This window comes from Nocardia sp. NPDC047038 (assembly GCF_040644075.1).
Lineage (GTDB): Bacteria > Actinomycetota > Actinomycetes > Mycobacteriales > Mycobacteriaceae > Nocardia > Nocardia sichangensis.
This window is the reverse complement of the sequence record NZ_JBEYVQ010000004.1, coordinates 200803-212075: the sequence shown is the minus strand read 5'-3', so window position 1 is coordinate 212075 and position 11273 is coordinate 200803. Positions and strand designations below refer to the sequence as shown.

The window sequence follows — 11273 nt, the reverse complement described above, 5'->3', positions numbered from 1 at the left end:
TGTCGATCAGTGTGATGCGGGCGGGATGCTCTGCTCGTACTGGAAAACGTTGTGGGGGTCGTACTTCGCTTTGATCGTGCGCAGCCGTTCGAAGTGCTGTCCGCCCCAGTAGGCGGTTCCCCACTCTTGCATTCCGACGTTCGGTACGTTGACGTAGGCGCCGTCCGCGTAGGGCCGCAGCGCCTGGCTGAACTCGGCGGTCCAGGCCTGGGCCTGCGAGGTCAGCGGGTCGCTGACGCCTGGTTGTGTTGAACGAGTTCCCCAAGCTGCGCCGATCTCACCGTAGAAAAGCGCGTCACGATGCGCGAACGCCGTGCCGCCAGGGGGTTCCGACTTGATCGCCCCACCGAAGGCATCGACGAAGTAGTTGCTGTCCTCTGTGGGAGCGTTTCGCATGAAGTCGCCGATGATGTCGATCGCCTTCTTCGGGAACGGCTCTTTGACGAACTGCGAGAAGAACTTCCAGTTCGCGGGCTCTTGCGGGAGCGGGACCTGGGCTCCGGCGAAAATATCGCCCCAGTTACCGACCTGCACCGTGACATCGGGGCTGCCGACCGACAGGATCGGAGCCAGCATCTCTGTGGCCTGTGCCGCCGCCCCCTCCACGAGCCACGCGGACAGCAGGATCTGGGACTTGTGGACCTCGAGCTCGGATCCCAGACGGCTGTCGGCGGACGGTACCGTACGCTGCCACGCCTCGAAGACCCCGTACAGGTCCCCGAGTCCATCCCATGTCGCCTGCACATAGGCGAGATGCTCGAGCGGATACACCTTGTAGGTGAGTTGGGTGACGATCCCGAAGTTGCCGTTGCCCGCGCCGCGAAGCGCCCAGAGCAAGTCCGAGTGGTGCTGCGAGTCCGCGTTGATCACCTCGGCGCAGTCGTCACCCGACGCGACGACGACCTCGGCCGCGATCAGGCTGTCGCAGGCCATGCCGAGCCAGCGGTTGAGTGGCCCGAGGCCACCGCCGAGCGTCGCACCGCACACGCTTACGCTGCCCTCGCTTCCGGTTGTGATCGCGAAATTCTGCTTCGCGAGCGTCGTCACCGCTTCCAGCTGGTTCAGCCCGGCGCCGACCGTCGCGATACGAGCGCCAGGGTCGATCCGGACCGACTTCAGCCGGCTGACGTCGATCACGATGCCGTTGTCGACGTTCGACCAGCCCTCGAGGGCGTGGCGGCCGCTGCGTACCCGCAACGCGACGTTGTGCTGCCGCGCCCACGTCAGGGCGTTCACCACGTCCTGGGTGTCCTGCGCGAAGACGATGACCAGCGGATAGTGCGAAAAGAGCTGATCCCAGCCGAGTCGGGCCTCCGTGTACGACACGTCACCGGGGCGGACGATGTGGCCGGTCAGCGTCGCGGGCGGGCATCCCGGGCTTTTTTCGGGGACGCTTGCGTCCGCGATATCCGGCGTGTCTGCGCCTGTGAGGCCCGAAACAACGACTGCTCCTACGCCGACGGCCGTCGACGTCCTGAGCAGGTCACGGCGAGAAAGATCACTCAAGGCCAAGTCCTCTCGATCGGCTACGCCAATACCGGGCCCCCCATGGAACTCTTACCCGCCAACCGCCGGGCAGTCCTTCGCGCTCGATTTCCGAACGGTAACGGGTGACTTGGCGGTGCGTTCCGACCCGCCAATCGAGGACGATCACAACCGCCCGAAGGCGTGACTCAGTGCCGAACCCCTACCGGCCTATTTTCCCGGGCGGCACCGTGGCAGGGCTACCCGCGCCGGGTGACCGCAGCTTCACGCTAGGTGAGGTCCTTCCGTGCCTGTTTCAGGAAATCACCGGTGATCGCTTCCAGGTCTGTGACAAGCGTACGAGCCGCTGCACCTAGAGCCGAGGTGGACTTCCGCCATTCGTCCTCGCCGTACTGAGAGTAGGAACCTTTTGGTATGTAACGATCGGTGAATGGCGCCATGTCGTCGCTGGAAAATTTGCTCAACCGCCCTACGTAGCGGTCTGCGATCACGAACATGTCTTCGCTGCCCGTCATCCACACGGTGTTCAACGCGTCGACGAGCAGGATCTGGCTCTTTCCGAGTTCCGCCAGCTTCGCGGTCTGAGTATCCGGTGCGAGTGTCGGCTCGAGCATCACAGCGCTGACCTCGGACAACGCCCCCTCGTAGCGGTTCAGGCTGCTGAGGAATTCGCGGTACAGCTTTTGGCGGCTCTCCCTTGCCGCCTCGGATGCGGCCAGCTGGCTACTTCGGTTCGACTCGTTGATGCTCACGTAGACTGCCGCACCCGCAGACACAAAGCTCGAGATCATCGCCGTTATCAGTGCTGTGATCAGCGCGTACCGTCCGCCACGGGTTGCAGCCTCCGGCGCGGGCCTCGGATCCGCCTCCCGCTCGGGCCCGTGGCCAGCAGGCGCCATAGATGATGTGTCCGGTTCCGACGGTGGATCAGGCTGCGGTTGTTCCCCTGACTGTGGCTGTGTTCCGGCACCCATCGTTCCTCCGCTCACGGTGCCCCAATGGATATCTCGGTGATCTTAAGATTCGGACTCGGGCCGTGTCGGTTACGCGCGTCCCCTTGGCGTGTTACTCAGCGTCCAGAGATGGAGAAGCCCGACAGGTGCGGCTCATTAGGCTGGCTGGGTGGAGTTCACAACGGATTTCGAGCGTGGTGGGTGGCTGCTGGCGCGCGTCGGCGAACACGGGGTCGGCGGCGTCGCTGGTACCGGCTTCGAGGCTTATGCGCGGATCCTGCACCCGGTCGAGGCGACCCGCCGCGATGTCACGGTCACCGACGAGTGGGGTAGTCCCGAGATCGTGGAGGAGGCGAAGTGGCCGTGGGCCGAGGTCGCCGTGCGCAACGGCAGAGTGATGCATCCGCTGGTGCAGTGGCGCAACCTCACCGACGATGAGGACGAAGCGGCGATGTCGTTCGATGACGGCTGGCAAGTCGGCCAGACCGTCGAGGGGTGGTTCGACCCGAGTCTGCTGGCCGCGCTCACCGTCCACCTTCGCGCAGCCACCGAGGCACCGGAAGAGGTGACGGCTGGAGTGTGGAATGGATTCGGCGAGCTGAACACATCCTCGGGTGCGGTGTTCGTCGCGTCCACCGACGGCGATCCGCAGAACCTCGAGCGCGAGCGAGCTCGAATCGACGCCGAGTTGGCAGCGTCTGTCGCGCCACAGGTCAGACGAGCGGTCCGGACAGGGCCTTTCCTGCGGTGGCCGGGACGCGACTTCATGCTGTTCGACACCAGTCTCTCCGAACTCGCCGACCCCAGCTGGGTGCATGCGGCGGGCCTGGGATGGACGACCGACTTCCCCGGAGTGACGCCCCAGCTGCTCTGGCCCGCCGACCACGCATGGGTCGTGGCCAGCGAGATCGACTTCGACTCCACGATCGTCGCCGGCTCACGGGCTCTGATCGACGCGGTTGTGGCCGACGATCGTTTCGAGGCCTTCGAGGTCGCCGAGAATTCGGATCTGAGTTGGTACGGCGACACAATCAATTCCGCGCCGAAGGACTGAGATGTCGGCGAGAGCTCGACCAGGGCGTGCAGCCGAGGTGCACGACGATCTGACGAAAAGGTCTGGAGACGGCAGGCACGGTAGATCCGACCTACTCGTATGTTCCTAAACGGCCGTTCCCACGTGTCGTGGTGTCGCGGGGTTGGGCCTGGCGGGTGGTGTCGGCCAGCCATCCGCCAGACCCAACACCTCCAGTCTGGAGAACATCCGTTCTCAGACGCGGAGAATTTGCAGGAGTTTGCGGGTTCAAAAGAGTTCACAGCCTTTCGACGCCGATTTTTCGGGCAGTCCCAAGGAGTAGGCCCGGTCTGCGATCCCAGGCTGCGAGTGCTCTTGCTGGGACGGGCAGGATTCCGACCTTGGCCGCACATGCGATGCCGCAGCGTCGGATCGAACTCTCTTGTACCGCGAACACATTCGAACTGTGATTCCCAATGCCGCGACCAGCTCGCCAATCGCAAACGGATTCGTCCTGGCCCTCATCGTCGAGTGGCTCGAATCATTGGGAGACACAAGCTAGTACTGCAACGGCAGTCGGTTCGGTAGCTTGCTGGTGTGGTGGTGGATGTTGTTGCAGCGGAGTTGGATTCGTTGCTCGAGAGGATCGGTGGGCGGTTCACGCGGTCGGAGCCGCGGGGCCGGGCCCGGGAGTACGTGACCGGGCTGGTCGCGGGGCTCGAGCGTAAGAACGGGTGGACGCTGGCCGAGCGGGCCGGTCAGGTGAGCCCGGACGGGATGCAGCGGTTGCTGCGGTGGGCGGATTGGGACATCGACGGAGTCCGCGACGACGTGCGCTCGTATGTGGCCGAGCGGCTCGGTGACCGGGATGCGGTGCTGATCGCCGATGACACCGGGTTCCTGAAGAAGGGTTTGCGCTCGGCCGGGGTGCAACGCCAGTACTCCGGCACGGCCGGACGCACCGAGAACTGCCAGATCGGAGTATTCCTCGCATATGCCTCCAGCCACGGCCACGCCCTGGTGGACCGGGAGTTGTATCTGCCGGAGTCGTGGACCGACGACCGCGACCGCTGCCGGGCCGCCGGTATCCCCGAGGAGGTCGGGTTCGCGACCAAGCCACGGCTGGCGATGGCCATGCTGGAACGGGCACTGGCCGCGAAGATGCCGTTTCGCTGGTTCACCGCGGACGAAGCCTACGGACAGGTCAAATACCTGCGGGTTTGGCTCGAACAACACGACATCGCCTACGTCCTGGCCACCCGCCGCAACGACACCCTGATCACTACCGGTTTCGGCCAGGCCCGCGCTGAGGAGCTCGTCGCCGCGCTCCCGGCCCGAGCCTGGCAACGGATCTCTGCCGGCGCCGGCGCGCACGGGCCACGCGACTACGACTGGGCGAAGGTCCCGATCCGCATCGGCTGGCAACCCGGCCGCGGGCACTGGCTCCTGGCCCGGCGCAGCCTCAGCGACCCCGCCGAGATCGCCTACTACGTCTGCTACGGGCCGCGCCGGTCCACGATCGCTGATCTGGCGTGGATCGCGGGGTCACGGTGGCGGATCGAAGAGTGTTTCCAGCAGGCCAAGAACGAAGCCGGGCTGGACCACTACCAGGTCCGCAGCTGGCGGGCCTGGTATGCCCACATCACCCTGTCCATGCTCGCCCTGGCCTGGCTCACCGGGACGAAAGCCGTTGCCGCAAAAGGGGAACCACCGCCAGCGATCAAGACATGATCGCACTCACGCTACCGGAGATCCGACGCCTCACCATCGCCCTGCTCCTACCCGCCATCCGCTGCACCCACCGCGTCTGGGCATGGTCGAACTGGCGCCGCCGACGACAACACCAAGCCCGCCTATTCCACTACCGACGACGCGGCCACCCACTCACATAACTGCCGTTGCAGTACTAACTGCTGCTGATGTACCTGTGGGACAGCGGACCCTGCCGTCAGGCCGAGCTCGCGGCCGCGTTCGACACCGACTCGGCCTCCATGACCCGCACGGTGCAACGCCTCGAACGATCGGGTTTCGTGCGACGGCCCCCCGATCCGGACGACCGCCGAGCCACACTCGTCGAGTCCACCCCGGCCGGCAAGGCGCTGCGTCACCGCGTCGAAGAGTTGTGGACCGAGCTCGAGGCCGACACCGTCGGCGGCATGAGTGCGGCTGAGCAACAGCAGCTGCTGTGAGGACAGCAGCGGCTCGAGGCCAATCTGACCACCGGCAACATCGCGCGCTGAAGTCCAGCGGCCTGGGGGATCCCTATCGCGAACAGGATCTCGGCATCCGACGCAGGCTTCAGGTTAGGCTGCCGTCCGAGCGTGTGGATTTACCTGTTCGATACAGATTGAGACCGGCCGAGGCCTACTGCATCCGGATACCGATCACCTGTAACGCCCGACCCAGCCGTACCGCGCACAGTAGCTCGCGGCGACCGCTATATCGCGAGGACGATCTTGCCGTGGGTGTGCCGGCGTTCGAGCTCGGTATAGGCCTCACGGATCTGCGCCAGCGGATACACCTTGGCGATCGGCAGTTCGAGTCGGCCGGCCGCGATCAGGCCTGCCATTCGCGCGAGGACCACACCCCCCGGCCCGGCCTCGGCTCCGCCGTCGGTCTTCACGCCATACTTCGCGGCGGCCGCATAGTCGGCGATGGTGTCGATCCGGTCGAGCGGAACACCCAGGGCCAGAGCAAGGTCCACGTATCCGTCGCCGAAGGTGTCGATGAAAGCGTCCACTCCGTCCGGCGCGGCGGCCCGGATCCGGTCCGCGACACCGTCAACGTAGGCGACCGGGATCACGCCGTGGCCGCGCAACCACTCGTGGTTGGCCTCGCCCGCCAGGCCGATCACGGTGACTCCGCTGTCGCGCAGCAGCTGCACGGCGAGCGAGCCGACACCACCTGCGGCTCCGGAAACGACAACGGTCTCACCCGGTTTCGGCTCGACGGCCTGGACCACTCCCCACGCGGTCACCCCGACGACGTAGAGGCTGCCCGCGACCTCCCACGGCATATTCGCGGGCTTCGGCGTGAGGTTCTGCGCGTCGACCACGACCAGTTCGGCTTGGGCGGAACGCGTCTCGGAGAATCCGATCACCTCGTCGCCGGGCGCGTAACCGCCGACCCCGGGACCGACCTCCGCCACGATCCCGGCGAGGTCGCTGCCCTGTCCGGACGGGAAGGTGGAGGGAAACATGTCGGACAGTGCGCCGGTGCGGATGACCGACTCGCTCGGGTTGATCCCGGCCGTCTTCACCCGGACGAGGACTTGCCCGTGCCCGGGCACCGGGCGATCGATATCGTCGATCCGCAGCACGTCGATGCCGCCGAACTCGTCGTACCTGACTGCCTTGGTCATGATCGCGTCTCCTGTCGAAAGTTGTTCGGTGGCAATCCCTTCAGGACCGCTGATCAGGCCCGGGCCAATTCGAGCACCGGGATGGTGCGCACGCCGGCGGTCTGCCGTTCGTATTCGGCGAAACCCTCGAAGCGCCCGGCCTGCTCGGCATAGACGCGGTCGCGTTCGGCGCCGGACAGTTCGCGGACGGTCACCGGATATTCGTCGGTTCCGCGCTCGACGCTGCCGCCGCCGGCCGCCGTGAGGTTGTAGTACCAATCGGGGTTAGTGGGCGCGCCGCCACGTGTGGCGAAGACGTAAATGAGATCGGGCCGTGTCTCGTGCGGGAGATACATCACCGGGCTGACCAGCTCACGCCCGGTCTTGCGGCCGCGGTGATGCAGCAGCACGATCGGGGCGCCTTCGAAGACTCCGCCGACCTTGCCTTCGTTGGCCCGGAACTCCGCGATGGTCTGCGCGTTCCAGTCGTTTGCCGCACTCATGTCGCACTCCTGTCGTCGACCCTTTTGTTGCTATGTAAACAACTCAAGCCTAGGCTCGAGAGAGTTACATGTCAACAAAACTGCGGCGACCCGGTAGGCTCGACGGCATGAGCGAGGTGTGGATGAACGAACGGGAGACCCGCGCCTGGGTTGCGTTCCAGCGCATGCGGATCGAGGTCAACGAAGTGCTCGCCCGCACGCTGACCCGCGACTTCGGGCTGACCGAGGCCGACTTCGTCATCCTGCTCCGGCTGTACAACATTCCTGGTCTACGGTTCCGGGCCCGCGACCTCGCCGCCGCACTGGACTGGGAACGCAGCCGGCTCTCCCGCCAGATCTCCCGAATGGAGAGCCGCGGCACGGTCGCCCGCGCACCGAGCGAGGGCGACGCCCGCGGCTACGACGTCGTGCTGACCGACGCGGGCCGCGCGGCGTTCCAAGCGGCTTGGCCGACCTACGTGCAGGGCATCCGCCACTGCTTCGCCGACGTCCTGTCCCCCACCCAGCTCGACTCACTCATCGACATCGCCGAGACCATCGACACCCACTTCACCGCCGAGCACTACCCCGGCGGGCTGATCGACACCGCGGTCGGCGGCGGCGTGCACACCACCTCGGCAGGGATCGAGCCCTGCGGGACAACGGATTCGCTCGAATCGGCGTCCTGAGGCGTCGCCCGAAAATGCCCGGAAGGTATGTCAGGCACCGGGATTCGGCAGTCGCTCGAGCGCGTCGCGTAGTGCCGCCCGAGAGCTGATACCGAGCTTGGGGAACATCCGGTACAGGTGTGTCCGACGCGCTGACCGCCGACGGATTCGACGTCCGCATCGTGCAGAACCCGACGAAGTCCCTGGCCGCCGACACCGCCACCACCCGCGCGGAGCTCGACACCGTCGACGGCACCGCGGTCCTCGTCGGCCACTCCTATGGCGGCGCGGTGATCACCGAAGCTTGTCGACATAGATTCTTCACCTGGCAGTCCGGCGTTGGCGAGGGCGTCGAGCTGGCGCTCGAGGCTCTGCTTGGTGGTCGAGACTCGGGCGTAGCCGAGTTCGAATCCCTCGGCGAAGTGTTCTGGTGTACTTGCCATTCCGGAAGGCGCCGGAATTCGTCAACGTACGGGCCTTTCGGAACACTTTCGATGGAACGACTTCCGGAACGACAGTTGCCACTCCTGACCGGTCCAGTTGTAGACGCCGACCGTCTTCCCGGTGCGGTTCCAGTACGAGCTCAGACGATCTCCATTTCCTTCGTTGCCGATGTCGTGCAGCAGGCAGTTGCTGTCGACCTGCACGAACATGCCGGTGCCGTTGCGGTGGTCGTAGCCGCAGAACAGTCCGCCCGGGCAGTCGTAAGCCGCCGACGCCGGTGCCGGCGCGAGGGCCGCGCCGTATCCAGCGACCGCGAGGGTAGCCGCCGCCGCGATGCTGAGACGGCGAAACAATGTGAGTGAGGACATGATTGACCCTTCGAAGCCGATGGGATCGAGTATCGGTGCGGCGGAAATGCGCCGCACTCATGATGGGTGGACCGGACCGCCCGCGACTATCCACCTCGCGCGAGTTCTATCCGGGCTGCGCGGCGGGTTCGGCGCGGCGCGGTGTTTCAGGTGCGCAGCGTCACCGACGGCGACACACCCCATCGCCGTCGGTACGGGGCTGAAAAACGGCCCAGATTCCAGAACCCCCAGTCCGCGGCCACCGCCGCGACCGTGGTCATGGTGGGGTCCGCGGCGGCCAGCGCGACGTGCACGCCCACCAGCCGGGCTTCACGCAATCGCGCCGTCGGTGTGGTGTCGAGGTATCGCCGGAAGCCCTCTTGCAGGCTCCGCACCGAAAGTCCCACTGCCTCTGCGATGTCGGTGATGGTGAGCATTTCGTGCGCATGGTCGGTGATGAGTTGTTCGGCCAGGCGGATGGGGCGCGGCGTCGACTTTCCGGGTGCGTCGTCGAGCAGGAGCTCGGTGTAGCTGTTCGGCTGGGCCAGCAGGAGTTGGGACATCATCAGTTGCTCGATCTGCGGCCGCAGCCGCGAATCCAGGAACAGGCCAGGGCCTTCGGCGTCGGCCTGCAGCATGCGCAGCGATTCGAACCAGGTCCGGGCGGCCGGTGACCGCAATTGCATGGCGACGGCCATCCGCAGCGGACGATCCGGCGGCCGGCCCAGCATCCGCTGCAAATGGTCGTCCAACGCGGCACGGTCGAATCGGACGAGCAGTTGCCTGCTGCTCTCGTGCCAGTTCATGTCCAGGGGAGCGTCCGGGTCCGGAACCGAGGCCACCGCAGGGTCGGAGGCGATATCCGCGGTCCCGTTGAGCACCCGGGCCCACCCGGCCAGCGGTATTTGAACCAGGCGGAAGGTTTCGATGGGCTCGGTCCGGATCCGAACCTGGACCCCGTAATGCTTGTAGACCAGGCCGACATCGCCGTACCGGACGACATTGCAGCTGGCCTCCATGGTGGAGGCGCTCGGATCGAGCCGGTGCTCACGCAGAATGCCGCTCATCCCCGCCCGGGCCACCTCGGGGTCGGCGGTCCGAAAATAGCGATGCCTCGACAGCGGTTCTACGAACATCCCGACTACCCTCCAAGCAGCAGGCACCGCGCGAACGGGCCTGGATCAGTGGATATCTAAGGTATTGTCCGCCGAAACCTGCGGGCACGCAGTCGGTTTCACATTCCGCAGCGCGTCTTGTGGGCGCTTCACTGTCATCGGGAACCCACAGCCGTTTGCACTGGTCGGCCCGTCGCCGCAACCCTCGGTGCCTGGAACTCCACACAGCCGCGTGGCGGTCACCCCAGCCCAGACGCCCAGCCGAGGAAACAACGCTTCGAGCGCCGCGACAACAACCGTGCGACCTGGGGAAACGTCGACGGCTCGAGTACCGCCAACTCACCCCGTCGACACCCGCACCTCGCGCATCTGCCCAGGCTTCGAGAGCCTGCCCTCCAACCGGTTCGAGAACCTCTACGGCAGTATCCGTTTGGGCTCATTCCCGCTGAAAACCACCTCACCCGGACATACATGGACGCACAAGCTCGGCCCGCTGGTCGCGACGAGATTCGCCGGCTTCACTCTCCGCGCCGCGCACGAGATGGGGTTCCCGCTCGACTGACGTGGCAGTGCCGCCGATATTGCCGTTCGCCCGACACTGCGACTACCGAGGTGCACCTTCCATAGCAACTGCTGGGCCGACCCCGCAATGCCGGAACCTTTTGATAGCTAACGATGGGTGACACCGATGTCATCGAAGAGGATGATGTATGAGACCGGTCTTGATATTTCTGTGGATGGGGATGTCCGATCAGATCCTATCTATCGCACTAGAGCTGAAGTCTGCGACAGTTCCGGCATATTCGCTCTTGTGCATAATGCGCACTGTCGATCGTAATACGACGCACTGGTAGGTGATCAACCATGTCGACAATCAACCGAATATTTATCAATTCCGCCCGTGAGGGTCATCCTTTCGATGGCTGGTCGGAGGTGCAAGGGGGCGGAAAGACGGATGTCGCGTTGGCTGCGGCGCCCTTCGGGGGCCGGTTCTATGTTTTCGGCAAGGGTGATGACGATAATGTCTACGTGAATTCTGCGCGTAAGGATGAGCCATTTGCCGGTTGGAATGGGGTGCACGGTGGTATGAAGACGAACGCAGCTCCGGCTGCGGCGGCCTTCGGGGATCGGCTCTACGTGCTGATCAAGGGGCGCGATGACAATCGGATCTACATCAATTCCGCCCGTGAGGGTCATCCTTTCGATGGCTGGTCGGAGGTGCAAGGGGGCGGAAAGACGGATGTCGCGTTGGCCGCGGCGCCCTTCGGGGGCCGGTTCTATGTTTTCGGCAAGGGTGATGACGATAATGTCTACGTGAATTCTGCGCGTAAGGATGAGCCATTTGCCGGTTGGAATGGGGTGCACGGTGGTATGAAGACGAACGCAGCTCCGGCTGCGGCGGCCTTCGGGGATCGGCTCTACGTGCT

The 11273-nt window shown here is 65.1% G+C and carries 11 protein-coding genes; 5 read left to right on the top strand and 6 right to left on the bottom strand.

Annotated elements, in window-relative coordinates; all coding sequences use genetic code 11:
- Window positions 1-6 precede the first annotated feature (6 nt).
- Together ABZ824_RS17490 and ABZ824_RS17485 are read right to left on the bottom strand one after the other, a co-directional pair.
- Complete coding sequence (locus tag ABZ824_RS17490; protein ID WP_356964112.1) at window positions 7-1506, bottom strand: FAD-binding oxidoreductase; 1500 nt, start codon at window positions 1504-1506, stop codon at window positions 7-9.
- A gap of 248 nt (window positions 1507-1754) precedes the next feature.
- On the bottom strand, window positions 1755-2237 hold the full coding sequence (locus ABZ824_RS17485; protein ID WP_356964111.1) for a hypothetical protein: 483 nt from the start codon (window positions 2235-2237) through the stop codon (window positions 1755-1757).
- A gap of 370 nt (window positions 2238-2607) precedes the next feature.
- On the opposite strand from ABZ824_RS17485, the gene ABZ824_RS17480 reads away from it, so the two are divergent.
- The 3 genes from ABZ824_RS17480 (at window position 2608) to ABZ824_RS17470 (ending at window position 5639) form a co-directional block, all read left to right on the top strand.
- Complete coding sequence (locus tag ABZ824_RS17480; RefSeq protein ID WP_356964110.1) at window positions 2608-3492, top strand: hypothetical protein; 885 nt, start codon at window positions 2608-2610, stop codon at window positions 3490-3492.
- A 555-nt stretch (window positions 3493-4047) separates the two neighbouring features.
- Complete coding sequence (locus ABZ824_RS17475; RefSeq protein ID WP_356964109.1) at window positions 4048-5181, top strand: IS701 family transposase; 1134 nt, start codon at window positions 4048-4050, stop codon at window positions 5179-5181.
- A 188-nt stretch (window positions 5182-5369) separates the two neighbouring features.
- Window positions 5370-5639: a MarR family winged helix-turn-helix transcriptional regulator gene (locus ABZ824_RS17470; protein ID WP_356964108.1), complete on the top strand. Its 270-nt coding sequence runs from the start codon at window positions 5370-5372 to the stop codon at window positions 5637-5639.
- Window positions 5640-5887: 248 nt separating this feature from the next.
- Here ABZ824_RS17470 and ABZ824_RS17465 read toward each other — a convergent pair whose 3' ends face one another.
- Window positions 5888-6811 carry an NADP-dependent oxidoreductase gene (locus tag ABZ824_RS17465; protein ID WP_356964107.1) on the bottom strand — a complete coding sequence of 308 codons (924 nt, stop codon included), beginning with the start codon at window positions 6809-6811 and terminating at the stop codon, window positions 5888-5890.
- Window positions 6812-6864: 53 nt separating this feature from the next.
- Window positions 6865-7293, bottom strand: coding sequence for a nitroreductase family deazaflavin-dependent oxidoreductase (locus ABZ824_RS17460; protein ID WP_356964106.1), 429 nt, complete (start codon window positions 7291-7293; stop codon window positions 6865-6867).
- A 107-nt stretch (window positions 7294-7400) separates the two neighbouring features.
- Here ABZ824_RS17460 and ABZ824_RS17455 point away from each other — a divergent pair, with 107 nt between their 5' ends.
- A complete protein-coding gene (locus tag ABZ824_RS17455) occupies window positions 7401-7961 on the top strand; it encodes a MarR family winged helix-turn-helix transcriptional regulator (RefSeq protein WP_356964105.1) in 561 nt (186 codons plus the stop codon).
- A gap of 443 nt (window positions 7962-8404) precedes the next feature.
- Here ABZ824_RS17455 and ABZ824_RS17450 read toward each other — a convergent pair whose 3' ends face one another.
- A complete protein-coding gene (locus ABZ824_RS17450) occupies window positions 8405-8752 on the bottom strand; it encodes a peptidase inhibitor family I36 protein (protein WP_356964552.1) in 348 nt (115 codons plus the stop codon).
- A 146-nt stretch (window positions 8753-8898) separates the two neighbouring features.
- The gene (locus ABZ824_RS17445; protein WP_356964104.1) at window positions 8899-9867 is read right to left on the bottom strand and encodes an AraC family transcriptional regulator; all 969 of its coding nucleotides are present in this window, start codon (window positions 9865-9867) and stop codon (window positions 8899-8901) included.
- Window positions 9868-10710: 843 nt separating this feature from the next.
- Between ABZ824_RS17445 and ABZ824_RS17440 the strand changes: the two genes are divergently transcribed.
- Window positions 10711-11273, top strand: a 563-nt coding sequence (locus ABZ824_RS17440; protein ID WP_356964103.1) for a hypothetical protein, incomplete at its 3' end; no start/stop codon positions are given.

Bases quoted from the DNA above. Each gene is read 5' to 3' on its own strand.
- ABZ824_RS17460 (WP_356964106.1), bottom strand. From the start codon at position 7,293: ATGAGTGCGGCAAACGACTGGAACGCGCAGACCATCGCGGAGTTCCGG.
- ABZ824_RS17465 (WP_356964107.1), bottom strand. From the start codon at position 6,811: ATGACCAAGGCAGTCAGGTACGACGAGTTCGGCGGCATCGACGTGCTG.
- ABZ824_RS17450 (WP_356964552.1), bottom strand. From the start codon at position 8,752: ATGTCCTCACTCACATTGTTTCGCCGTCTCAGCATCGCGGCGGCGGCT.
- ABZ824_RS17445 (WP_356964104.1), bottom strand. From the start codon at position 9,867: ATGTTCGTAGAACCGCTGTCGAGGCATCGCTATTTTCGGACCGCCGAC.
- ABZ824_RS17470 (WP_356964108.1), top strand. From the start codon at position 5,370: ATGTACCTGTGGGACAGCGGACCCTGCCGTCAGGCCGAGCTCGCGGCC.
- ABZ824_RS17455 (WP_356964105.1), top strand. From the start codon at position 7,401: ATGAGCGAGGTGTGGATGAACGAACGGGAGACCCGCGCCTGGGTTGCG.